General features: G+C 42.4%; 22 protein-coding genes. 13 read left to right on the top strand and 9 right to left on the bottom strand.

Features of this window, described 5'->3' with window-relative positions:
- Positions 1-535: 535 nt before the first annotated feature.
- The 8 genes from FOR85_RS12645 to FOR85_RS07805 all read left to right on the top strand — a co-directional run bounded on the left by FOR85_RS12645 (position 536) and on the right by FOR85_RS07805 (position 9,640).
- The gene (locus tag FOR85_RS12645) at positions 536-2,089 is read left to right on the top strand and encodes a transferrin-binding protein-like solute binding protein (RefSeq protein ID WP_190295525.1); all 1,554 of its coding nucleotides are present in this window, start codon (positions 536-538) and stop codon (positions 2,087-2,089) included.
- Between the two features lie 95 nt (positions 2,090-2,184).
- Positions 2,185-3,678, top strand: a complete 1,494-nt coding sequence (locus FOR85_RS07775; protein WP_144297451.1) for a surface lipoprotein assembly modifier — start codon at positions 2,185-2,187, stop codon at positions 3,676-3,678.
- A 35-nt stretch (positions 3,679-3,713) separates the two neighbouring features.
- Positions 3,714-4,988: a lipoprotein-releasing ABC transporter permease subunit gene (locus FOR85_RS07780; RefSeq protein ID WP_144297452.1), complete on the top strand. Its 1,275-nt coding sequence runs from the start codon at positions 3,714-3,716 to the stop codon at positions 4,986-4,988.
- A 404-nt stretch (positions 4,989-5,392) separates the two neighbouring features.
- Complete coding sequence (locus tag FOR85_RS07785; RefSeq protein WP_144297453.1) at positions 5,393-6,415, top strand: DUF1852 domain-containing protein; 1,023 nt, start codon at positions 5,393-5,395, stop codon at positions 6,413-6,415.
- An 83-nt stretch (positions 6,416-6,498) separates the two neighbouring features.
- Positions 6,499-7,563, top strand: coding sequence for a methionine synthase (locus FOR85_RS07790; protein ID WP_144297454.1), 1,065 nt, complete (start codon positions 6,499-6,501; stop codon positions 7,561-7,563).
- A 103-nt stretch (positions 7,564-7,666) separates the two neighbouring features.
- Positions 7,667-8,158, top strand: a complete 492-nt coding sequence (locus FOR85_RS07795; protein WP_068406101.1) for a flavin reductase — start codon at positions 7,667-7,669, stop codon at positions 8,156-8,158.
- Between the two features lie 61 nt (positions 8,159-8,219).
- Entirely contained in the window at positions 8,220-9,062 is an 843-nt protein-coding gene (locus tag FOR85_RS07800; protein WP_144297455.1) for a sulfite exporter TauE/SafE family protein, read from the top strand.
- Positions 9,063-9,157: 95 nt separating this feature from the next.
- Positions 9,158-9,640 (top strand): hypothetical protein, encoded by a 483-nt coding sequence (locus FOR85_RS07805; protein ID WP_144297456.1) that lies wholly within the window; start codon positions 9,158-9,160, stop codon positions 9,638-9,640.
- A gap of 178 nt (positions 9,641-9,818) precedes the next feature.
- On the opposite strand, the gene glmS is transcribed toward FOR85_RS07805, so the two are convergent.
- From glmS to hisF, 7 genes are all read right to left on the bottom strand, one after another.
- Complete coding sequence (glmS, locus tag FOR85_RS07810) at positions 9,819-11,663, bottom strand: glutamine--fructose-6-phosphate transaminase (isomerizing) (protein WP_144297457.1); 1,845 nt, start codon at positions 11,661-11,663, stop codon at positions 9,819-9,821.
- 164 nt (positions 11,664-11,827) lie between these two features.
- On the bottom strand, positions 11,828-13,204 hold the full coding sequence (gene glmU, locus FOR85_RS07815) for a bifunctional UDP-N-acetylglucosamine diphosphorylase/glucosamine-1-phosphate N-acetyltransferase GlmU (RefSeq protein WP_144297458.1): 1,377 nt from the start codon (positions 13,202-13,204) through the stop codon (positions 11,828-11,830).
- Between the two features lie 253 nt (positions 13,205-13,457).
- Entirely contained in the window at positions 13,458-14,048 is a 591-nt protein-coding gene (locus FOR85_RS07820) for a phosphatidylglycerophosphatase A (RefSeq protein WP_144297459.1), read from the bottom strand.
- A gap of 3 nt (positions 14,049-14,051) precedes the next feature.
- Entirely contained in the window at positions 14,052-15,092 is a 1,041-nt protein-coding gene (thiL, locus tag FOR85_RS07825; protein WP_144297460.1) for a thiamine-phosphate kinase, read from the bottom strand.
- A 2-nt stretch (positions 15,093-15,094) separates the two neighbouring features.
- On the bottom strand, positions 15,095-16,123 hold the full coding sequence (gene nusB, locus FOR85_RS07830) for a transcription antitermination factor NusB (protein WP_144297461.1): 1,029 nt from the start codon (positions 16,121-16,123) through the stop codon (positions 15,095-15,097).
- Positions 16,124-16,402: 279 nt separating this feature from the next.
- Positions 16,403-16,933: a 6,7-dimethyl-8-ribityllumazine synthase gene (gene ribE / locus FOR85_RS07835; RefSeq protein ID WP_102077446.1), complete on the bottom strand. Its 531-nt coding sequence runs from the start codon at positions 16,931-16,933 to the stop codon at positions 16,403-16,405.
- Positions 16,934-17,072: 139 nt separating this feature from the next.
- Positions 17,073-17,855, bottom strand: coding sequence for an imidazole glycerol phosphate synthase subunit HisF (gene hisF, locus FOR85_RS07840; RefSeq protein WP_144297462.1), 783 nt, complete (start codon positions 17,853-17,855; stop codon positions 17,073-17,075).
- 189 nt (positions 17,856-18,044) lie between these two features.
- Here hisF and FOR85_RS07845 point away from each other — a divergent pair, with 189 nt between their 5' ends.
- The 4 genes from FOR85_RS07845 to FOR85_RS07860 are packed head-to-tail and all read left to right on the top strand — an operon-like array spanning position 18,045 to position 21,240.
- Positions 18,045-19,295 (top strand): homoserine kinase, encoded by a 1,251-nt coding sequence (locus FOR85_RS07845; RefSeq protein WP_144297463.1) that lies wholly within the window; start codon positions 18,045-18,047, stop codon positions 19,293-19,295.
- Between the two features lie 47 nt (positions 19,296-19,342).
- Positions 19,343-19,651: a hypothetical protein gene (locus tag FOR85_RS07850; RefSeq protein WP_223808572.1), complete on the top strand. Its 309-nt coding sequence runs from the start codon at positions 19,343-19,345 to the stop codon at positions 19,649-19,651.
- Positions 19,652-20,560, top strand: coding sequence for a class II glutamine amidotransferase (locus tag FOR85_RS07855; RefSeq protein ID WP_144297464.1), 909 nt, complete (start codon positions 19,652-19,654; stop codon positions 20,558-20,560).
- Between the two features lie 44 nt (positions 20,561-20,604).
- The gene (locus FOR85_RS07860) at positions 20,605-21,240 is read left to right on the top strand and encodes a uracil-DNA glycosylase (RefSeq protein ID WP_144297465.1); all 636 of its coding nucleotides are present in this window, start codon (positions 20,605-20,607) and stop codon (positions 21,238-21,240) included.
- A gap of 4 nt (positions 21,241-21,244) precedes the next feature.
- On the opposite strand, the gene FOR85_RS07865 is transcribed toward FOR85_RS07860, so the two are convergent.
- The gene (locus FOR85_RS07865; RefSeq protein WP_144297466.1) at positions 21,245-21,796 is read right to left on the bottom strand and encodes a YchJ family protein; all 552 of its coding nucleotides are present in this window, start codon (positions 21,794-21,796) and stop codon (positions 21,245-21,247) included.
- A 44-nt stretch (positions 21,797-21,840) separates the two neighbouring features.
- Positions 21,841-22,557 carry a metal-dependent hydrolase gene (locus FOR85_RS07870; RefSeq protein WP_144297467.1) on the bottom strand — a complete coding sequence of 239 codons (717 nt, stop codon included), beginning with the start codon at positions 22,555-22,557 and terminating at the stop codon, positions 21,841-21,843.
- Positions 22,558-22,671: 114 nt separating this feature from the next.
- Between FOR85_RS07870 and FOR85_RS07875 the strand changes: the two genes are divergently transcribed.
- The gene (locus tag FOR85_RS07875) at positions 22,672-23,685 is read left to right on the top strand and encodes a DUF3025 domain-containing protein (RefSeq protein ID WP_144297468.1); all 1,014 of its coding nucleotides are present in this window, start codon (positions 22,672-22,674) and stop codon (positions 23,683-23,685) included.
- The last annotated feature ends 128 nt before the right edge of the window (positions 23,686-23,813 follow it).

Here is a 23,813-nt window from a genome sequence, read left to right on the forward strand (position 1 = left end):
TGTATTCTTGGTCGAAAACAATAGATTAGTGAGGTGCTCTTCTTTTTTCAATCACTTTCGAAGTTGAGAGTGGGGTTTAATAGGGTTTGCATTAAATATATAAATCAAGATATCTAAGTATTGGTTTTGTTTAAGTAGCCTTATTATAATATTAATAAATATTCAATAAATTTCATATAATATTATAAAAGAGTGTTTTTTCTTCCACAGCGCTATAAATATCCAATATTTTATAAAACCTTGAATTTACACTATAAATAAAATGAACTTTTGTAAAAATATTTCTTTTAGGTCGATAAAAGTATTGAATTTCATTAAATATTGCTTTATTGTACCCGTATCAATTTTACTGAAAATGACAATGCTATAATGTTATAGTCTGACTATTGCACTATAGAATTTTACGTTGACATAAAGGATACGGTTTGGTAATCTGACCGTTAAGCTGATCTCTTGCTACGAGCTGTAGTTGATAGCGAAACACACTATATTGTCTACACCTGAGTAGTTCTTACATTGATACAAGGATATGAACATGAAACAAAAGTATTTAGCAGTAGCTCTGAGTGCTGTTTTTGCAGCAACGGCTCTAACTGGTTGTGGTAGCGATAGCGATAATAGCTACAATAACACTCCTACACCGACTCCAACACCAGCTCCAACTCCAGAGCCTACGCCTGAACCAACTCCAGAGCCTACGCCTGAACCAACTCCAGAGCCTACGCCTGAACCAACTCCAACTCCAGAAGAGCCACCTGTTGTAGGTGATCCAGAAGACAACGTTGGTGAAGCAGCAACTGATCCACAAGCTAATGTACCAACTGTTGGTGGTCAGCAATACGTTCGCGGCGAAACTGCAAAATTTGACCGTGAATTAAACCCTGATAATGCTAACAGTGGTAACGCTACTGTACTAAACAGTAAAACCCTCCAAAACGAAAAGATGGACAACATTGTTGTTGGTCGTGAGACAGTTGAACGTCTAGGCGTAAAAGAATCATTATTACGTTATGTTGGTAAATCAGTTGATGGTTTCTCTGACAAAACAGAAGCTGAAACTACTTCACTACAAGTAACTAATGCTGCTAACGGTATCAATGTTGAGAGTGGTAACTTTACGACTAATGGCTTGGTTAGTATCGATAAAATCGGTGCTACTAATCAGTTTGCAGTAACTGGTCAAGAAGACAGAGTAACTGGTATGCAAACTGCTATTGCTGATGGTTCAACTCTAAGCACGCGTATCTTCGGTAACAAATCTGTTGACCTTAACAATGCTGCTGACAAAAACAGTGCTCGTTTCTTAGGTAAAGCTGATGCAAACGGTAACCTAGATATTACCGGCCTAGACTTAACTCCTGCACAAAATGGAACACGTAATAAGTTTGAAACTACCAAGCTTAACAACGTACAGTATGGTCGTGTAACTTCTAGCATCGATAAACTAGCAGATTCTGAACTTACTGCAGGTACTAAGTACTATCAGTCTGTACTTGTAGACGAAAGAAATCCGGTTAAAGCAGGAAACGGTACTGTAGATACATATTTCTACCGTGGTACCGGTGAGACTACTGTTGCTCAGATGGATGCTTTACAAGCCAAAGGCGGTAAAGTTGAATATGCTGGCCATGCACTAATGTATGGTATCGACAATGCATATCACGGCAACCTAGGTGACCCAGATAGTAACTCATTCGGTGGTACTGATAAGCCTGTAGCAGGTAAAGGTAACTTCGTACAAGCTACGGTTGATATGGGTAACAGAACTGTAGAAGGTAACATCTTTAACGTTTGGGAAGTTACTCCAGCTGAAGGTGCTAACGTCTTTAAACAAGATAAACTTGTAAACTTCAATGGTCAGATCTTTGGTAACACTGCTAAAGGTGAATCACAATTAGCCTATGGTGACAAAGATAAAGGTGCCTTTAAAGGTAGCTTCTACGGTAACCAAGCGCAAGAGTTCGGTGGTTCTGTAAACTCTGTTGAAACAAAGTATGGTGATGCAGCATGGGGCGGTGTATTTGGCGCTAACCAAGTAGTAGCACCAACCATTAATCCAGAAGACGGTAATGCTAACCAAACTGAGTAATAGTTAATTTGTTATACATTAGCTAACAAACAAACGACCACCTAGCGTGGTCGTTTGTGTATCTAAGGATTGACAAATTACCAATTGGAGCATTTATGCAATATTTCCGACACTCTAGTGTTACCAGCACTTTGGCTTTAGTGATAGGGTGTATTTCTATAAACACTCAAGCTGCTGAAGCTCCTTTATCTCCTCAAGACAATTCAATAGAATCTATTAATAAAGAAATTGGCGAAGTGCGTCCTGACGATTTTGAGCGGCTTTCTACTGAGCTACCTTCAGAGGATGGCGGCCCAAAAATGAGTAAAGAAGAAACCATTATTTACCTAAAAGCCCACCCAGATGAGTTTGAAAATTTGTTAGGTAATTTACTAAAACAAGCTAACGCTGATTCTTTAGAAGAGCTATTGCCGTATTATAAGCAAGTACCTAATTACGATCCCTCAGTTGTAGAATGGGGTACTGCAATTATTGAAGCAAAAAAAGGCAATCTAGATGAAGCGGTTAGTATTTATCGCAAAATCAATGCTCAATTACCCGAAGTCAAAGTATTAAGATTTCAGCTTGCTATGGCGTTATTCTACAATCGCCAGTTTGATGCTGCTCAATCTGAATTTGAAAGGTTGCGTGGTGATGCTACTACAGATGCCGATGTTAAGGTAATCAATAAATACTTGGACGCTATCAGTTCACAAGATCGTTGGAGCTTTAATGCTTCAGTTTCTTACCTAAATGATAGTAATATTACTAACTCACCAAAGCCTGGTACAAGTATAGTTAGAGAAGATGGTTCAGTCCTTACTTATACTTCTCCTAGAGAAACGGGTAAAGGTTTGGACTTTAGTGTCTCTGGTGATAGAAAGTGGCTTTATGATAATAAAATGTATACCGCTTTACATCTGAATAGCTATGGCAAGTATTATTGGGATAATAAAGACTATAATGACATTACGGCAGGTGTCGGTGTTGGAGTAGGTTATCAGAATGCGACTACTGAAGTAGAGTTAGTACCATTTTATAACAAACGTTGGTATGCTCAAGGGAAAAGTGGTGATGGTGAATTAAGTAGTTACGCAGATACTACAGGTATAAGGGCGAGTGTTAATCAATGGATTAGTCCAAAAGTACGTTATCAAGCTCTGGCGCGTTATGCGAAATCAGATTATATTGATAAGTATGATTATAATGACGGTGAAGATTGGTTATTAGCTAATACCGCTATTTACTTTCCAAATGGCCAACAATTCTGGACATTTGGGGTAGATTATTCTACTCGCGATTCTGAAGATGATTCATTAGCGTACGATCGTCCAGGTGTTAGAGTAGGCTGGGGACAAACGTGGCCAAAAGGTTATACTACAAGATTAGATCTTGGTTATGCTGAACGTAATTACGATGGGGAAGATTTCTTCGGCATTCAGCGTGAGAACAAAGAGTATACAGCTGGTATTACAGCTTGGAATAGAGGTTTTTCTTTCTTAGGACTGACACCAAGATTAAGTTGGAACTATAGTAAAGTAACCAGTAATTCACCTTTTGAAGAATATGATAAGAACGACGTATCAGTCGAATTGACCAAAGCGTTCTGATTTTTGCTATTAATAGATATAAGAGATATTAACTTATGCGCCGTTCGCTACCCATTTTTATAGGATTGCGCTTCACTCGTTCAGAAAATGCTAATAAGTTTTTATCTTTTATATCATCAGTTTCTATGGCAGGTTTAATACTTGGCGTTGCTGCTTTAATTGTGGTGACGTCAGTCTTAAATGGCTTTGAAGAAGCGCTATCTAAAAAAATATTAGGAATGGTGCCACAAGCTGCCGTTTACTCGTCCTTTCCTTTAGATGACTGGAAGCCGTTTGCGCAAGTGATAGAAAATAATGACAGCAATGTCATAGCCACGGCGCCTTTTGTGCAGGCTCGAGGTATGTTGTCTTTAAATGGAGAAGTCAATAGCACCATCATAAATGGCATTGAGCCAACTTCTCATGCGAACGTATCTATTCTTGAACAAAGTATGGTAGCAGGCGATTTTGACAGTTTAGATTCTGGTGCTAACAGCATTATCTTAGGCAAATATGTCGTTGATAAGTATGCTTTAAAGCTCGGTGATGAAGTCGGTATTATAATCTCTAAACCTTCTAATTCTACAGTCGGTATGACACCTAGCTTTCATACTTATACGCTGACGGGCGTCTTTCATGTCAGTCAAGAGATAGATAAATGGATGAGTTATATCGCCATGGATGATGCTTCCGATGCGGTAGGTTTAAATCATGGTGCAACTGGTGTTCGTCTAAATTTAAAAGATGTTTTCACTTCTCAGAACTCAGCTAAGCAAGCATTAGCTAGTGTCTCTAGTCACGCTTCTACGCTCGAAGGTGTCGAAAAGAGTCTTAGATTTTCTAGTGGAGACTGGACACAAACTCATGGTAGTTTATACACCTCAATCCGTATGCAAAAAACAATGATGTCGTTACTTCTGTTTCTCATCATTTTAGTTGCCGCATTTAATGTTATTTCAACATTAGTCATGAGCGTTACAGAAAAAAGAGCTGATGTGGCGATATTAAAAACTTTTGGCGCGTCATCAAGTCTGATTTCCCGTATATTTATCGTTCAGGGGGCTGTTATTGGCGTATTGGGGGTAATTATTGGTTTAGCCTTAGGTATTGGTCTTTCGCTTATTATTCCTAGTGTATCAGCTTGGATCAATGTCACTTTTGATTTAGGGCTTTTTGATAATTACTTTGTGGAGTCATTACCTTCCAAAATTAAACTCATAGATATACTGCTTATCTTGATATTTTCTTTAGTTGTCGTTTTATTATCTACTCTATATCCGGCATACAGTGCTGCTAAAGTTGAACCTGTACAAGCATTAAAAGGTGAATAATTACCTATAACATTATCTGCTTCTGAATTTAGTTAATATAGTATATGAAAACATTCAGTCTCATACTTTTGCCATCTTCTTTGTCACTTGTAGTTCGAATTCTACATGATATTCGACTTTAATTTACGATAGTAAAATGCGAATCAGTTGCTAAACCTGCTCCATTATTCTCTTCAATCCTCTAAGATTCTTTCAATGCTTTATAAGTCTCACCTCCCGTAAAATCCTCCTTCAAAATCCCCGCTTTTCAGTCATTTTCTCATGACACAATTCTATTATCATGAATTTAACTCATCTTAGATTTAAATAGTATCATTTTTATTCATGATCGCGTTCGGGTATGATTTATCTCATATACAAATTTGGTTTTATCTCACACAATGAGAATAGGGTAGCGGATTATCATGAGTAAACAATTTACATATTCGATCTCGAGCATTCGTTTTGATGAAAACTATCATCCGGCAGATAGCACGCGTCTGACCACGAACTTTGCCAATTTGGCGCGCGGTGAGCAGCGTGAAGAAAATCTGCGTAAAACACTAAGAATGATTAATAATCGTTTTAACGCTTTGGCGCATTGGGATAACCCAACCGCCGACCGTTACTCTGTTGAAGTTGATATTATTTCAGCAGATTTAGATATTGAAGGTAATGGCGATACTTTTCCGGTCATCGAAACGCTAAAAACCACGATCGTCGACCATAAAGACAATACCCGTATCGACGGTATGATTGGTAATAGCTTTTCCTCTTATGTACGCGATTATGACTTTAGCGTTGTCCTATTAGAGCATTTCGATAAAAACCCGTCATCGCCACCGCCGGCAGATTTTGGTGACTTACATGGCAAACTGTTTCAGTATTTATTGAATTCAGAAGCCTATCAAGCCAACTTTACCAAACAGCCGGTCATTTGCCTGAGTGTATCAACCAGTAAGACCTATCATCGTACGATTAACCAGCATCCGGTGTTAGGGGTTGAATACCGACAAGACGAATATTCTTTAACTGACGATTATTTTCATAAAATGGGCTTAACCGTGCGCTATTTTATGCCGGCCGGTAGTGTCGCACCTTTAGCGTTTTATTTTGCTGGTGACTTATTGACTGATTACACTGACCTTGAGCTCATCAGTGCGATTGCAACTATGGAAACTTTCCAAAAGATTTATCGTCCTGAAATCTATAATGCCAACTCGACGGCGGGACAGGTATATCAGCCCAGTTTAAAATATCAAGATTATTCACTGACGCAAATCGTTTATGACCGTGAAGAGCGTAGCCAGATGGCAGTGAAGCAAGGTAAGTTTACGCAAGAGCAGTTTATCAAGCCTTACCAAGCGATTCTTGAAGAATGGGCGGCAAGCTATGAGGTGAATGAGCACGCGGCAGAAGCATGTGCGGATAAAGAGTACGCTGCCTAACTATTTTCAACCTAGATACGTTCAATTTAAATACTATCAATCTAGCCGAAATGAGAACACCAAAAAATAAGAAGACAAATGTTATGACACTGCTATTACCAACACAAAAGTTATTACCGACACAAAGATTATTACCAACCTCAACCGCTGGCAGCTTGCCAAAACCGTCTTGGCTAGCTGAACCGGAAAAAATTTGGTCACCTTGGGCTTTAGAGGGCGAGCAACTGCTCGAAGCCAAACAAGATGCGCTACGGGTGTCATTACAAGAGCAATTGCAGGCAGGGATTGATATTGTCAGTGATGGCGAGCAGACACGTCAGCATTTTGTGACTACCTTTATTGAACATCTTGATGGTGTCGATTTCGAAAAGCGTGAAACGGTTAAAATTCGCAATCGTTATGAGGCAAGTGTTCCGTCAGTTGTGGGTAGCGTAAGTCGTCAAAAAGCTGTGTTTGTTGACGATGCCAAATTTTTACGCTCGCAAACCGATCAACCTATCAAATGGGCGTTGCCCGGCCCAATGACGATGATTGATACCTTATATGATGGTCATTATAAAAGCCGTGAAAAACTGGCTTGGGAATTTGCCAAAATTTTAAATCAAGAAGCGAAAGATTTAGAAGCGGCTGGTGTGGACATCATTCAATTCGATGAACCAGCGTTTAACGTGTTTTTTGATGATGTTAACGACTGGGGTATTGCCACTTTAGAGCGTGCTATCGAAGGGTTAAAGTGTGAGACGGCGGTGCATATTTGCTACGGCTACGGTATCAAAGCCAATACCGATTGGAAAAAAACTTTAGGGACAGAGTGGCGTCAATATGAGCAAGCCTTTCCAAAATTGCAGCAGTCAAATATCGATATTGTCTCGCTGGAGTGTCAAAACTCGCATGTACCGATGGATTTGATTGAACTGATTCGCGGTAAAAAGGTAATGGTCGGCGCCATTGATGTGGCAACCAATAATATCGAAACACCGGAAGAAGTAGCAGATACGTTACGTAAAGCGCTGCAATTTGTCGATGCAGATAAGCTTTATCCTTCGACCAACTGCGGCATGGCACCGTTATCTCGCCAAGTTGCACGCGGCAAATTACAAGCCTTGAGCGCAGGTGCAGCTATTGTACGTAAAGAGCTTAGCGTTTAGCATTTCTTAACAAAGCTTACCTTGTTTAAACCCATGAGTGACCTCAGTTATCAATGTACTTAAAGATTAAAGTACTTAAAGATTAAAATTTAGGAGTTAAGTCATGATTGAAGCAACTGATTTTAGAGATGCCATGTCTCTATTACCGACAGCGGTCAATGTGATCACCACAAAAGGTGACTCTGGCTGTCATGGGTTTACCGCCTCGGCGGTCTGTAGCGTGACCGATACACCGCCAACCTTGCTTGTCTGTATGAATCAGAGCTCGCGCTCACACGAACATTTTCTTGAAAACAAAACGTTAAGTGTCAATGTCTTAGGTACGCAGCACGAACCCATATCTAATGCCTTTGCCTCCAAACTATGCTCAGAAGAGCGTTTTTGTCACGGTGCTTGGACGACATTAACCACAGGTGCCCCTGTTTTAGAGGATGCGCTGGTCAGTTTTGATTGTGAAATTGATGACATTCAACAAGTCGGTACACACAGTATTTTTATGTGCCGCGTGGTCGCTATCAAACAAGGTGTGAGCGATGAAAGTTTGGTGTATTTCAATCGCTCGTACCATCAAGTGGGTCAAACAGAAATCGTTTAACCTACTTTTAAAGCCCTTGTTATTTAACTAAAACTATAGCTAACTGAGAAGTAACTATCCTGTGGAAATACTCATTTTTTTAATAATAGGCGCGCTAGCAGGATTTGCTGCCGGGCTTTTTGGTGTGGGCGGTGGCACGATTATTGTGCCTTTATTGTTTGTCGTTTTTACCCAAATGGATTACAGCCCTGACAGCATTATGCATTTAGCATTAGGGACGTCATTGGCGACTATTATTGTCACCTCTATCAGCTCGCTTATGGCACACAATAAAAAAGGCGCTGTGATGTGGCCGGTGTTTAAAAATCTGGCACCAGGTTTAGCGCTAGGTTGTTTCTTAGGCGCGGGAATCGCAGGGCAGATATCTGGGTTGTATCTTCAGCTGATTGTTGGGGTTTTTTTACTGTGGGTTGCTTATAAGATGTTTTTTGCCGGTAAAAAACCTGTTGCTAATCATTCTAGTGGCGCTAATGATGTCAGTAGCGCCAACTACGCCAATCCAGTACTACCCTCAAAACCTAAGCAATTAGCAGCAGGCGGGGTTATTGGTGTCGCTTCTGCTATCTTTGGTATTGGCGGTGGCAGCTTAACCGTGCCTTATCTCACGCGTTATAATGTGGTGATGCAAAAAGCGGTTGGGACTTCAGCGGCGTGCGGGTTGCCGATTGCTATAGCCGGTGCATTAGGGTTTATGTTTTTTGGCATGCAGCAGCAAGTCGATGTGCCTAATACCATTGGCTTTGTACATATTTATGCCTTTTTAGGCATTAGTATTATGAGCTTTTTTACCGCAAAATTAGGCGCAAAAGTCGCTCATATACTATCGCCAGAACTATTAAAAAAATGCTTTGCGGTATTATTAACGGTGGTGGGATTTTATTTTCTGTATAAAGGGCTGGTTTAATTATTCATGTTTGTATAATAGGGCGTGTTTTCATTTAGAATGAGGATGCGCCCTAATCATATTATTTTGGCTAATTAGGTTCAACAAAGATAATTATGTTCAATAAACTTAAAGCATTGATTCTACTTTTATCTTTTCTCACAGTCATTGCCTGTTCGAATGATAATTCGGTTTTAGCTCGTGATGAAAAGGTTACCACAGCTAGCAATCACGAGCGCGATGTACAGGAGATGTATCATAATATTGATACATTAAAAAGAGAGCTGCCAAGCGTAATTGATGAAGTCACTACGTTAGAAAAGATTGATTTTGATGGAACAACGGTTACTTTCGGTTATCGGCTAAAGATATCTGATTATAATGTTTCTAAAAGAAAAGAGCTTGAAACGGCAATGCGTAATGAACATACTAAGTTAGCCTGTGCAGAAGCAGAAGTTATGCAAGGGATAAATAAGGGATTTGATTATCAGTATAGTTATTACGATTTAGATGATAGTAAGGTGGCTAGTTTTGAGGTCACAAAAGACATTTGCGACAACCTAAATAAGGCTGACTCTGAAATTGAAATAGGGACATAATCAACTCTGGGTTACTTTGCTGCTGCATATAATATTTATACTGAAATATATCCAAATTGTTGAAATTTTTTATGTCCATTATAAAAAAATGCTTTGCTATCTATATGGTACTAGACAGCAAAGCATTTAGTGTTATACAATATTAAGCTAAAAAAGCCTTTAGAATCAAATACTTATCCTACTCGACTGTTACGCTTTTGGCCAAATTTCTAGGCTGATCGACATCCGTACCACGCATCACCGCGACATGATACGACAACAACTGCACCGGTACGCTATAAACGATAGGAGCAAGCGTCTCGCAAACCTCAGGGACATAAACCACGTGCATTCTATCTTCTGCGACCATCTTACTTTCTTCACTAGCAAATACAAACAGCTCACCATGACGCGCATGTACTTCTTGCATGTTTGCTTTTAGCTTATCAAACATACTGTCTTTTGGCGCAAGTACCACGATAGGCATGTCTTTATCGACCAACGCTAATGGGCCGTGTTTTAGCTCACCGGCGGCATAGCCTTCTGCGTGAATATAAGAGATTTCTTTTAGCTTCAATGCGCCTTCTAAGGCGATTGGGAATTGTAAACCGCGACCTAAGAATAAGCAGCTTTTCTTATATTCAAAGTGCTCACTCATGACTTTGATAGGCGCATCGAGTTGTAAGCTGGCATGTAGTTGCCCGCGTAGCGCTTGTAATTTGCCCAGCAAGGTGGTTAATTTTTCACCTGTCATACGCGTTTGTACAACACCCACTTTTAATACCAGTAACATCAACGCGGCAAGCTGAGTGGTAAAGGCTTTGGTAGAAGCAACGCCAATCTCAGGGCCGGCAAGCGTTGGTAAAAAGATATCGGTTTCACGTACCAAAGATGAGGTCGGTACATTACATAAAGCCAAGCTGACGAGGCCTGCTGGCGTATGTTTTTGGATATCGCGTAGCGCCGATAAGGTATCCGCGGTTTCGCCTGATTGCGAGATGCAAATGACCAAGGTGTCATCGACGACCACTGGATTGCGGTAGCGGAACTCACTAGCCACTTCAACCGAACACGGCACGCGAATCAGGCTCTCAAACCAATATTTTGCGACCAAACCTGAATGATAACTGGTGCCACAAGCGATGACTTGAACATTCTTGATACCTTTTAACTGCGCTTCATGACGCTGCAAAAAGTCATCACGCAGCTTAGACGGCTCATCAAAGTCTAACGCCATCTCAATCGTACGGGCAACCGCATCTGGCTGCTCATAGATTTCTTTGAGCATATAATGTTTGAACTCGCCTTTATCAGCATTATGCTGGGCGGCATCAATCTCGTGTATCTGGCGTTTTACTTTTACGCCGTCTGCATAAACTTCAATACTATTACGGGTTAATTTGGCGATATCGCCTTCTTCTAGGTACATAAAGCGATTGGTCACAGGCAAAAGCGCCAATTGATCAGAGGCAATAAAGTTCTCACCGATACCTACACCGATGACCAAAGGCGACCCTAAACGGACGGTAATCAGCTCGTCTGGGCAATCAATATGCACAATGCCAAGGGCAAACGCGCCATGTAATAACGGAATAACTGCGCGTACCGCTTCTAGTAAATCAGGCTTATTTTTGTAGATATCATTGATTAGATGAGCGACGACTTCGGTATCAGTTTGCGAGGTAAACTCGTAGCCTTTAGCAATCAGCTCTTCTTTTAGCTCAGCATAGTTCTCAACGATACCATTGTGTACCACGGCGATTTTGCCAGATACATGTGGATGGGCGTTACGCTGTGCAGGTTCGCCATGCGTGGCCCAGCGCGTATGTGCAATACCGATATGACCGTCGAAAAATTCAGGATTGACGGCGACGGCATCGACCAACGCTTGTACTTTGCCCACTTGGCGCTCGCGATGTAGCTCGCCATTACGGATAACAGTCAGACCAGCAGAGTCATAACCACGGTATTCTAGGCGTTTAAGGCCTTCAAGTAAGATATTGGCAATATTCCGCTCAGCAACTGCTCCAACGATTCCACACATAATTATTCCTTAAATTTTATGTTCTCATACCATGTGATTTTGAAAGTTGCCAACACATGGATAATCATTAATCTGTAAATATAAATAAGCAGCACCACAAATTATTGTCGTACTGCTTTAGTGGTTTTACCATCATTTTATCGAGTCAACTATCAGCGCCGCCTTTATTTTTTAGTTGGACGCTGAAAGTCATTTTTTTGTGTTTGGCGCGCACGGCCAAAGGCTAAGGCGCTATCATCGACGTTTTTGGTAATCACTGAGCCTGCCGCAACCGTAGCGGTATCACCAATGGTAACTGGCGCAACCAAGCTGGCGTTAGAGCCGATAAAGGCATTGTCTTCGATGATGGTTTGCGATTTATTGACGCCGTCGTAATTACAGGTAATCACGCCCGCACCGATATTGACATTTGTTCCAACCGTCGCATCACCCACATAACTTAAATGATTGACCTTGCTACCTTGACCGATAATCGATTTTTTAATCTCGACAAAATTACCTACTTTACTGTTATTAGACAAAATAGTATCAGGGCGCAAATGGGCGAAAGGTCCAATATCGACGCCGTTTCCAATGTGCGCACTGTCAATGACGCAGTACGGCTTTAGGTGACAGGCATTGCCAATGTGCGCATTTTTAATCACACAGCCAGCTTCGATATAAACGTTGTCACCTAAGACACAATCACCCTCAAACACAACGCCCACATCGACGAATACATCTTGGCCTGCGATCAAGCTGCCACGAATATCAACGCGCGTCGGATCGGCAAACTGGACGCCAGCTTCTTGCAGGTCAGCAACCAACTTACCTTGCCACGTACGCTCCAAGCTGGCAAGCTGTTGGCGGTTATTGACGCCTTCAATCTCAAAGCTATGTTCAGGCTCGATGGCGACAATATTAATCCCTTCAGCAACCGCCATCTTAACAATATCGGTGAGATAGTATTCTTGCTGCGCATTGTCGTTAGACAGCTTCGGTAGATATTTATGCAATAATGCATTATCAACGCAGTAAATACCGCTATTAATCTCTTGGATCTTTTGTTCATCGGCGTTGGCATCTTTTTGCTCAACGATGGCTTCAATATTGCCCTCTTTATCGCGTTTGATACGACCAAGACCAAATGGGTTGTCTACTGTTAGCGTCAACATCGACATACCATCAGTATTGGCAGATTTTAAAGCTGTTAACGTCTGGCAGCTGACCAATGGCACATCACCATATAAAATCAGACTTTGGCCTTCTTTTGGTAACTCAGATAGGGTGACTTTTACTGCATGGCCCGTACCTAACTGCTCAGTCTGGGCAATCCACGTAATCGGCAAATGAGCATATTGCTCATTAATGTCTGCTTGCACTTGCTCGCCGCCAAAACCATGGACAATAATGGTGTCATCAACGGTCAATTGATGACAAGTATCAAGCACATGACCCAATAATGACTTGCCAGCCAGTGTCTGTAGCACTTTTGGCTTGGCTGATTGCATACGCGTGCCTTTACCAGCCGCGAGGATAATTACTGAAAGAGGAGCTGTCATAGTATTCCTAAAAAAGAGCCTACAAATGTAACAAAATATAATTCTGAATTATAACGCAAATTACGACTTAACTAAAACGCTATGTCGTGACATCTTTGTAAACTGATTATGACATTAGCTGTCTATAGATATAAATTAAACAGCAGGCGTTCAGAAAATCTAACCGCTAAATAGGTGAGCGATATAAAAGGCGATAAAGTAGAATTATTTATGGTAAAAACATTTATTTGAGGTTTAAAGGACAAACTTAAGATTAAAAGCTAAAAGAGAAGATAAAGGTATAAATAATCACCCAAACGGCTGCCGCCATCACTCCCGCAATAATATCGTCGAGCATAATACCCAGACCGCCCGCGACTTTTTTATCTGCCCAGCCAATCGGCGGCGGCTTAATAATGTCAAAAAAGCGAAATAATATAAAGGCGATAATAATCGCTACGATAGTAGGTATTTGGATGATATTTTGCCAAAAACTGCCGTTAGCGATACCCATATAAGACAGCGGCAGTAGGGTAAGCCACATACCAGCCCACTCATCCCAAACGATGTGCGGATTATCGTGACCGCCCATCAGCTCTGAGGTACGACCGCATATCGCATTACCAAGTAAGCAAGCTAAAATAGTAATCATCAAAAACGGCACAAAGCCTAGGCTTAATAATGGTATCGCAACGATTAAAGCGCCAACCGTACCCCAAGTGCCGGGTGCACGGCGCGGCAGACCGCTACCTAGACCGATACCAAGCCAATAAACCAAACGATCAAACGCGCTGGCATTGGCGGGTAGAGGCGGGCAATCATTGGCTTGTCGGATATCAGGCTTAGATAGGTTGTGATCAATCATGGGTTAACCTGCAAAATGTTGGTAACCCGTCAGATTGGGCCAAGTAGGAAATGGGGCGGGATGCGTCGGTGTGACTGGCTGTCCTTGATAAAAAATCTCGGGTCGTACATTTTTAGCAGCATCTGCCTTATTTACGGCTATGACTTCACCGATACAGGTCACAGGCGTGTCGCTATTATTATCAATCGGTGGCTCGATATGGGCAGGCAAGGTAAAAGCCAGCTCATAATCATCGCCGCCCGCCAACTGACATAATAAGCGTTCAGATAGACCAACGCTTGATAATGCTTTACTGGTAGGCAGCTGCTCAAGGTGAATGCGCATACCAACGGCGCTTTGCTCACAGATATGCCCAAGGTCTTGATACAGACCATCAGAGATATCTATCATCGAAGTTGCGCCAATTGTTGCCACTGCTGCCCCTAAGGCAATACGCGGCGTTGGCATATGCAACCGATGGGCAAGCTCAATACCGATAGCAGTATTAGGATGCTGTAGCGCATAAGCAGCATCGCCAAGCGACCCTGAGACATAGATTTTATCGCCGACTTGCGCGCCTGAGCGGTAGACAGCCGGAATGTTTGCAGCCAGTAATCCTTGCGCGCTGACACTAAGCACTAATCTATCACTGCGCGTGGTATCACCGCCAATAAGCGTGACACTAAATAGCTGGCAGGCGTGAAATAAACCTTTGGCAAATTCAGTCAGCCATTGCTCATTCGCCAAATGCTCAGGTAAGGCCAAGGCCAATAGAATACTATGCGGCGTTGCGCCCATCGCAGCAATGTCTGAGACATTCACTGCGACCGCTTTATAGCCGATTTGAAAGGCTAATTCGTTTACGTCATTCCAATCAGCGCTAAAGTGCCGCCCTTGAACGAGGGTATCAATACAGCTAACCAAGTGTGCACCTGCAGGCAAGCTCATTACCGCCGCATCATCACCAATGCCTTTTTCGATATTGTGTGCTTCGGCAGTGCTGGACAATGACGGTGCAGCTTGTATTTGCGCAAATATACGCTCAATCAGCTCAAATTCGTTCATGGCTAGTCTTTATTGTTTTCATTAGGAGTAACAAGGTTTGAATCATGTAAGCCTACGTCAGCTGCGTCACTATTCTCATCTTTGCTAACCCCATTAGTAGCCCCATTTTTTTCTAAAGAGTTTTCTTCTACAGCGCTTTCTTCTGCAGATTTGTCATTAACGATATTATTTGGCGTTTCATTTTTTGCGGCGTCGTTTTTCTTATTGATCTTATAGTCCATAATATTTGCTAGAGCTTTACTCGCGCTATTGCGTTTAACACTGGCATTATTGGCACTGATACGCGGTTTGTTTGAGGCGGTAGACGTACTATCGACATCAGATTCAGCAGTGCTTTCGCTAGCTTCTTCAACAGCAGTAGATTGAGCTTCAGTCTGCTTAGTATTTGCTTGAGTCGCCGCTTTTTGTGAGGTGCGTAGATTGGCTTTGCTGTCGGCTTCGACTTCAAGCGCGCGCAATTCAATCGCCATTTTATCAAGGACGGCATTAATCAATTTATGCGCGTCAGTAGCGCCGAAATGATTGTTTAGCTTCATCGCTTCATCAAGCACGACTTTATACGGAATCTCTAAGCGGTTTTGTAGCTCATACGCCCCAATCAATAAAATGGCATGTTCGACGGTATCGAGTTTGTCGATGTCACGATCAAGGTGCTGACTGATTAGCGCATCGAGAGCGTCAATCTGCTCTGGAATATCGCGCATCATTTCATGATAGTAGCCGATATGAACGGTATGCATGGCATTGGTCGCGCGCGTACGGGCAGCGATATCATGCGGCGCATTGTCCTTCCAGCCAAGCTTGCCATCGATATCAAAACGGCGATCGGTAACCAACCACTCATATAGGCCTTGCATCGCAAAGCGACGAGCCTTACGCACAGCAGTGTGGCTAGTCTTATAAGTCGTTTCACTCATATCAAAGGTTTGCTCACCCGCGCTGCTGCTCGCGATACGAGTAGCTTCAGCTTGTGCATCATTGGCTTGGGCGGTTTTTGCAGCGCTAATGGCGCGCTTGAGTTGGTCAGTCATAGGGGGTCAATACCTAAATTTTAAATAACTATTATTTTAAACAACTATCTTGGCGCAAATAACAAGCTTGGCAAAGACAGCAAGTTGTAAGAAATAGTATAAAAGTTGTTAAATAGTAGACGACTGGCAGGCTGTGACAGTCAGATATTAAAACGGTGCTTTATAGAACTGTTTATAGTACTTTGTACTATCATATTGGCGCTGCGGTCTATATCAAAAGTGACATCAGTCGCAGCGCCAATTAAATAACGAATAAAGCTTTATAAAATGAAGATTTAATTATGCGTCATCATTATTATCATAGTCATCAGCAATGTCTAACTGTGATAGAACCGCTAGCATCTCAAGCACAACCATCGCTGCTTCTGAGCCTTTATTACCGGCTTTGGTACCAGAGCGCTCAATCGCTTGCTCGATGCTGTCAGTGGTCAATACACCGTTGGCAACAGGGATATTATAATCAATTGCAACGCTGCTTAAACCTTTGGCAGATTCGCTAGCGACAAAGTCAAAATGCGGCGTGCTACCACGGATAATCGCACCTAGAGCAATGATGGCATCAAAGCGATCAGACTCAGCGGCGCGCTGAGCAACGAGTGGCAACTCAAAAGCACCCGGCACGCGAATCACGGTAATGTTGCTACCCAAAACGCCATGGCGAAGTAGGGCATCGATTGCGCCATCTACCAATGACTCAACGACAAAACCGTTAAAACGACCGACGACGATACCAATGCGGGCATCTTCATTTTGATGTAAATTGCCATCGATATGGGTAATATCATTGCGCTGCTGTTGTAAATTTGACATAAGAAAATCCTTTGGGTAAGTAGCGTTTAAAACAAAATTTTTATGTAAAATCTCGATTGTTTTCAATAGTTAACTGAAAAAAATAAATAAGTAGCGCTATGATACCATTTTTTGCATAGGCATTGATATTTTAGCAATCTTAAAGACGCATCTGTATGCCTTGCGCGGCCATATATGCTTTGGCCTCTTGCACGGTATATTCGCCAAAGTGAAAAATGCTGGCCGCAAGTACGGCATCGACGCCGCCTTCTAATACGCCTTCGGCCAAATGTTGCAAGTTACCAACGCCGCCCGAAGCAATGACGGGCACATTCACGCGGCTGGTTATTTGCTGCATTAGAGCCAAATCATAGCCTTTTTTGGTACCGTCACCATCCATTGAGGTGACCAATAATTCGCCAGCGCCGAGAGCAGCCATTTTACTTGCCCAAGCCACGGCATCAATACCGGTTGGCTTACGACCACCGTGGGTGAAAATCTCCCAACGCGGCATGATGATGCCATCAACTTCAATATCTTCAACGCGTTTGGCATCGATAGCCACGACGATACATTGATTACCAAATTTCTGTGCCGCCTCCCCAACGAACTCAGGGGTAAATACCGCCGCAGAATTGATTGCCACTTTATCCGCGCCTGCATTGAGCAAATTACGAATATCAGCGATTTTACGCACACCGCCACCAACTGTTAGTGGTACAAACACGGTTTCAGCCATACGCTCAACGGTATGATAAGTGGTGTCGCGCTCATCATTGGTCGCGGTAATGTCTAAAAAAGTAATCTCATCGGCGCCTTGCTCGTTATAGCGCTTGGCGACTTCAACGGGGTCGCCGGCGTCTTTGATATCGACAAACTGTACGCCTTTGACCACGCGTCCATTATCAACGTCCAAACAAGGGATGATACGCTTTGCTAACATAGGGGTTTTCGCCTTATAATCAATTCATTCTTTTACGCACTAGTCTAGCAAAATCACCGCCATATCAGGCAGCTTTTCGCAAGATTATTATGCTTTTAACCAAAGTTTGCTCATGCGCGGTACAATCACTGTCATTACCGTCGATATTTATCCTATTTACCTTCTTTTAATTGCCATAAGTGAGATGTCATGTCCGTCTATACCCAGTTAACCGATGACCAGTTTGCCGCTTTTTGCCAGCGTTTTGGCGTGTCATTTGCGCGTGCCATTCCGATTACCCAAGGTATCAAAAACTCTAACTGGTTTATTCAGACGACTGACGATGTAGATGGCGCGCACTCTTATGTATTTACTTTATTTGAAGAGCGTCCACCAGAAGACATCGAAAAAATGGCGGTTATCCTTAATCAACTGGATGGTAAATTGCCAGTCGCTGCGCCATTAGCATTGCTTGATTTAGGCGCTGATAGCGCAGAAAAAGGCTATGTCATACGCTATGATAATAAAGCGATTACCCTAGTGCCTTGTTTGGCAGGCGCGCATCCACAGCAAACCACACAAGCGATGTGTTATGAGATTGGCGCCGCTTTGGCCATGCTGCATGAGACTTTGCAAGCACTGCAACCTGCGGAAGAATATGGCGTACCTTTATACCCATGGGCGGAAGTACGCGACCGTGAAATGCAGTTTATGCCCGGTGACGAAGCCAAACTCATGAGCGATATTTGGCGCGCTTACTCAGATTTGCCGCTTGCGACGTTGCCAAGAGGCTTATGCCATTTAGACATGTTCGCCGATAATACCTTATGGGACTTATCGTTAAGTAATAGCCAAAAAGGCGCAGCGCGCTTAACGGGATTATTGGACTTTACCGAAGTCAGCGTCGAGCATTATGTGATGGATATTGCCATTACCATTAATGATTTTTGCACAACGTGGGGCGATGCTGAGCAGGGCGAAACCGTCAATTTTGACCGCAGTAAAATGGCAGCATTTTTGCAAGGCTATGAATCCAAACGTCAGCTTGGCGAGGATGAAAAACGCGCCTTACCAGTGATGCTAGCCAAAGCGGCGGTGATTTTTTGGCTATTGCGTTTAAACGTTATCCACTATAACCGTACCGAAGGTCGCACTGGCGATAATATCATGGTCAAAAACCCTGACCTGATGAAACGCTTAGCGGCTTATCATTGGTCACATGTTGAAAAAGAACAAAATACGGTATTCGTGCTTGAACACGCACGCTGTAAAGACGATGATAAAAACAACGATGTCGAAGACTTTAAATTAATCGGCGTATTTGCGACTGAGCAACAAGCGCAAGCCGCTATCAACCAATTAAAATCACAACCCGGTTTTAAAGAGTACCCAAACGGTTTCCATATTGATGCTTATCCGTTAAATCAAATTAACTGGTCATCAGGTTTTGACTTCTATTAAGTTCATCTGTATTAACAAGATATTTAACTGTTTAAAAGGAATTTACCATGACCGATCAAGTTGATAACTGGCACAAACTGGCACGCTACGATACCAATATGCAAGGCGAGCTGCATGCCAATCTGCTGCGTAACAACGGCATTACGGTGTCACTGCAACCGCTGAGTGCCATGCCCGGTATGAATTCTGGGATTGTGCTGTGGATACAAGATACAGATTTGGCGCATGCGCAGCGTATTTTGGCGAATATCGATACCGATGGGGCAACGCCTTATGAGATGTTTGATGAAATGTCAGAAGCTACTCTAAACCCTACTTTAAATTCTGCAAAAGACAATAACGGCGGTGAAGTATAAATGTGTCAACTCTTAGGAATGAACTGTAATACCCCAACTGATATTGGTTTTAGTTTTGCAGGCTTTCGTCGTCGCGGCGGCATGACCGACAGTCATGAAGATGGCTTTGGTATTGCGTTTTTTGAGCGCAGTGAATGTACCAATAATGATAAAACCGCCAATGCTTCGACTGGTTTGCGACTGTTTCATGACAATCATCCGAGCCATCTATCGCCCGTGGCTGATTTGGTGAATAATTATCCGATTAAAGCCATGAACGTCATCGCCCACATTCGTAAAGCGACCCAAGGGCAGAATTGCTTGGCCAATACCCATCCTTTCGTCCGCGAAGTCTGGGGCGAGCAGTGGGTTTTTGCCCATAACGGACAGATGAATAGCGAATTTATCAAACGCTGTCAGCGCCTGCAAGACAATGGCAATGCCTCACATTGCCAGCCAGTCGGTAATACCGATTCTGAAATGGCGTTTTGTTATCTCGTTAATCGTCTGAAAAGCAGCTTTAAAACCCGCCCAGATGATCAAACGCTGTTTAATTTTTTAACCACCCAATGTCGCTACCTTTCTGCTAATGGTTTGTTTAATTGCCTGATATCAAATGGTCAATGGCAATTGGCGTATGCGGGCAGTTTATTGTTTTATCTCACGCGTAAAGCACCGTTTGGCGAAGCAAAGCTTGCTGATGATGATTTGGCCATTAACTTTGGTGATGTGACTACCGACAGCGATAAAGTTACGATATTGGTCACCGTGCCATTGACTGAAAATGAAAAATGGCAACAGTTGGCAGTCAATGAATGCCTGATATTCCAAGATGGTGATGTCATTTATAAAGACAGCCCAAGTCAGCGTAAGTTTTTAACCATTGAGGAAGGCATTGCGGTAGCACGCGCGGTTGGAGCGAGTGTTTAGGTACCCCAAAGCTATTTTAACTACATAATAATTGAGTGAAAGCTATGTCGATTCCAAAGTTTTTAGAAATGATGCAAAAATATAGTGCTGACAATGTGTTTAACCCGTACCAAGATGTTTGCAATCATTATGATAATATTAATAGTCCAAAATACAGACTTAAAGTATTGAAAGATATGTTACAAGCAGCTGAAAAAAAAGGGGTTGATACAATTTGGTTGGGACGAGACTTAGGTCATAAAGGAGGTAGAAGAACAGGCTTGGCTTTTACGGATGATTTAAATGTTAATAATCATCTCAAAAGGTGGAGTATATTAGATAATCCGTTTTCTAATATAGAGAACCCTATTAAAGAACAGACGGCAACTGTCATTTGGAGTAAGCTACAAGATATACAAGAAAATATATTTCTTTGGAATATATTTCCGTTTCATCCATATATAGAAAATCAGCATTTGACAAATAGATGTCACAATAGAGTAGAGAATTTGGTTGGTAAAAACATTCTATTAGAACTGATAGGAATTTTAAAGCCTAGAAAAATTTTAGCTATAGGTAATGATGCCTATAATTCAGTTGAGCAACTTGATTTAAATATGGAATTAAAGAAAGCAAGGCATCCTAGCTATGGTGGTAAAAAAGACTTTCTAAAAGCTATATATAATGAGTATGGCATATAAAAAGCTAAATAAATCGCCCACAACAGCGCTTAAATTTCTCACCCGAGCCACAAATACAGGGCTGTTTTTGTGTAACGGACATAGAAACAGTCGGGTCGAGGAAATACCAACGCGCATCGTTGTTCGCTTTGTCTATTACTTTTACAAAGGCAGATAGCTCATGATGCGCTTGTAATCCTTCAGGCGTCTTGAAGTAAGCTTTAAACTCAACTTGCGCATGGCGTTTACCTAGCTTTGGCATGTGCGTGACAATTTCTAATCCTGCCCAGTTCGTCTCTTTTGCCCAACTCTCAATAGCCTTTATTTCTAGCAAGTTTTGCTGCGCGGGTAGCGTAGTCTTGACGATGTATTCTGGTTTAATCAAGACAAAGGCGCTATAGCGCGACCGCATAAGACGTTCAGCAGAGTCTGGCTTTACGCCGTCAATTTTATCAGCTTCGTTATTTAAAAGCCCGTCATGATAAGGCTGACAGCAATCTTGATAAAGTAGCGGTGCGCCAATAGCTTCTGAGATTGGGTTAACTTGGCAAGGACAAATTGGTAGGGAAATTGGCATTATTTACTCGAATTATTATTCATTTTTTAACGGTACTATAGCTTTCAATTGAGCCAGTTTTTTATCAATTCTGGCCATAGACCAAGTTTAAGCTTTGCCCAAGGTTCGGGGTCACGCAGCTGCTGCCAAAACTCAGCAAATGGCGGCGCAAAATAGACCAAGAGTGCAAGGATGACGTACAGCAGCAGATACCACCATTTATCTTTATGCTGATAAAACTTCATCGCTGTACCCGATGAGCGCTTCATTTTCATATTGGACAAATTCACACTATATAGCTCATCCAATGCCAAATGTACCATGGCGCCGCCGAATAAAAATAAGCCATAAAACCAACTAACCGTCAACGGTAAGTTTAAAATATCGTAGCTGACGTAGGTCATTCCAAGCCCCATTATCGCCATATAGGGCACCGAATGTATGACGCCACGATGTACGGTCATGTTGGTAAAAATAGAGAATACCACATAACGCATAAAGCCGTAGCCCGCCAGCCATAAAGCTATCAGCGCCAGTAAACTCAGCTCACTGCGCCAATGCATGACCAGACCAAAGGCAAAAATAAACGAGGTAATATTAAACCCAAGCTTAATCGGCGTCGAGTTATCAGAATCCAAATCAGGCAGCAGCCCACCGATAGTGCCGAGTGCCACGCACATCAAAAACCCTGAATCATCAATCAAGCCTGCTTTATAAACCGCAAGACTCATCGTACCACTTGCCATAAATGCAACATTTAAGTGGGTGTTAAAATTTGCCATAAAAACTCATCAATAAATAGCGCGCGAAATCTGTATTTCGAGCGGCTTGTCTAGCCGTAAAAAAGCGCTCCATGATACCATAGCCACGCCAGTCGTCTAATAGAGATAATGAACATGACCGCCACCGATTTACCTGCCAAGCCTTATCGAAATGCTACTTCTGATGCATCTATTAATAAACCATTTGCATGCGCCAGCAAGCTTGATGACAGCTTTGCTGCTATTGACTGGCAAGCGCCATGGCTATATCACTTAAACCAGTTAGGCTATATAAGTAAGTCCATTACACCGCTAAGCGGCTTAAAAAATGACCCTGCTCAGACAGATAAACTCGAACAGACGCCTGATATCATCGCTAAGGTTTTGAATAGCGCATTACAGAAGCATGCTGATGATTTACAACAGCCATTACCGCAAACCAAACCTGCGCTAAACAATCAAGCCCAAACCTTACAATTCGTTTCACAAAAGGCGCTGCCAGAAGGCGAAGCGTACGAGCGCTTTATCGGCACTACCGGTAATATTCCGACCCGTGATAATTTGCATGATTTATTTAACGGTAGTATTTGGCTCACCTTTCCCAAGACTAAAGCCCTGCTGAATTATTATCATATGCTTGAGATTAAGGAGCAAGGTATTGGCGCCAGTCGCGGCCGTGTCCGCGATACCATTACCGTCTTTGATGAAAATGGCGCGATATTGGTCACCGCTGAGTCTAGTATCGGTAAGGCGTTGATTGATTTTAATTGGCAGGAAAGTTTGGTTGCACCGCGTGACAAATGGGACGAGCCAAAGCAACTTAATAAACAAGCTCAAGCAGCAGTTTATATTTTTGGTCATGCACTGTTAGAAAAGCTACTGTACCCACGCAAAGCATTATGCGCCCATAGTATCGTGATAAATGTCACGCAAGAATTTTTTGCCCTATCTCTATCTGAGCGTATCAATCATTTGGATCAAAAAGTGGCCGATTATATGGATGCGCTATTATCAGAGCCAGATGTGTCCCCGCGCAAACTGTCGCCATTGCCCATTTTGGGTGTGCCACACTATTGGGCAGAAAATGCTAATTCGAGCTTTTATGATGATAGCCACGTCTTTCGGAGCGGTCGTCGTAGTCAAAGTTAAAAGATATGGGCACACCTTGTCCGGTAAACGTTGAATTTTAACTGCTAAAGCATTGTCGTGGTTACGATTGTGCCACGATTCAACACCATCTAGTCGTTAACAAAGTGCTGCTTATTTGTTATGGTAAA

The sequence above is a fragment of the Psychrobacter sp. YGAH215 genome (assembly GCF_007280595.1).
Taxonomy (GTDB): Bacteria; Pseudomonadota; Gammaproteobacteria; order Pseudomonadales; family Moraxellaceae; genus Psychrobacter; species Psychrobacter faecalis.

Excerpts from the sequence above, each read along its gene's own strand:
- FOR85_RS12645 (WP_190295525.1), top strand. The coding sequence starts at position 536 with ATGAAACAAAAGTATTTAGCAGTAGCTCTGAGTGCTGTTTTTGCAGCA.
- FOR85_RS07775 (WP_144297451.1), top strand. The coding sequence starts at position 2,185 with ATGCAATATTTCCGACACTCTAGTGTTACCAGCACTTTGGCTTTAGTG.
- FOR85_RS07780 (WP_144297452.1), top strand. The coding sequence starts at position 3,714 with ATGCGCCGTTCGCTACCCATTTTTATAGGATTGCGCTTCACTCGTTCA.
- FOR85_RS07785 (WP_144297453.1), top strand. The coding sequence starts at position 5,393 with ATGAGTAAACAATTTACATATTCGATCTCGAGCATTCGTTTTGATGAA.
- FOR85_RS07790 (WP_144297454.1), top strand. The coding sequence starts at position 6,499 with ATGACACTGCTATTACCAACACAAAAGTTATTACCGACACAAAGATTA.
- FOR85_RS07795 (WP_068406101.1), top strand. The coding sequence starts at position 7,667 with ATGATTGAAGCAACTGATTTTAGAGATGCCATGTCTCTATTACCGACA.
- FOR85_RS07805 (WP_144297456.1), top strand. The coding sequence starts at position 9,158 with ATGTTCAATAAACTTAAAGCATTGATTCTACTTTTATCTTTTCTCACA.
- glmS (WP_144297457.1), bottom strand. The coding sequence starts at position 11,663 with ATGTGTGGAATCGTTGGAGCAGTTGCTGAGCGGAATATTGCCAATATC.
- glmU (WP_144297458.1), bottom strand. The coding sequence starts at position 13,204 with ATGACAGCTCCTCTTTCAGTAATTATCCTCGCGGCTGGTAAAGGCACG.
- FOR85_RS07820 (WP_144297459.1), bottom strand. The coding sequence starts at position 14,048 with ATGATTGATCACAACCTATCTAAGCCTGATATCCGACAAGCCAATGAT.
- thiL (WP_144297460.1), bottom strand. The coding sequence starts at position 15,092 with ATGAACGAATTTGAGCTGATTGAGCGTATATTTGCGCAAATACAAGCT.
- nusB (WP_144297461.1), bottom strand. The coding sequence starts at position 16,123 with ATGACTGACCAACTCAAGCGCGCCATTAGCGCTGCAAAAACCGCCCAA.
- ribE (WP_102077446.1), bottom strand. The coding sequence starts at position 16,933 with ATGTCAAATTTACAACAGCAGCGCAATGATATTACCCATATCGATGGC.
- hisF (WP_144297462.1), bottom strand. The coding sequence starts at position 17,855 with ATGTTAGCAAAGCGTATCATCCCTTGTTTGGACGTTGATAATGGACGC.
- FOR85_RS07845 (WP_144297463.1), top strand. The coding sequence starts at position 18,045 with ATGTCCGTCTATACCCAGTTAACCGATGACCAGTTTGCCGCTTTTTGC.
- FOR85_RS07850 (WP_223808572.1), top strand. The coding sequence starts at position 19,343 with ATGACCGATCAAGTTGATAACTGGCACAAACTGGCACGCTACGATACC.
- FOR85_RS07855 (WP_144297464.1), top strand. The coding sequence starts at position 19,652 with ATGTGTCAACTCTTAGGAATGAACTGTAATACCCCAACTGATATTGGT.
- FOR85_RS07860 (WP_144297465.1), top strand. The coding sequence starts at position 20,605 with ATGTCGATTCCAAAGTTTTTAGAAATGATGCAAAAATATAGTGCTGAC.
- FOR85_RS07865 (WP_144297466.1), bottom strand. The coding sequence starts at position 21,796 with ATGCCAATTTCCCTACCAATTTGTCCTTGCCAAGTTAACCCAATCTCA.
- FOR85_RS07870 (WP_144297467.1), bottom strand. The coding sequence starts at position 22,557 with ATGGCAAATTTTAACACCCACTTAAATGTTGCATTTATGGCAAGTGGT.
- FOR85_RS07875 (WP_144297468.1), top strand. The coding sequence starts at position 22,672 with ATGACCGCCACCGATTTACCTGCCAAGCCTTATCGAAATGCTACTTCT.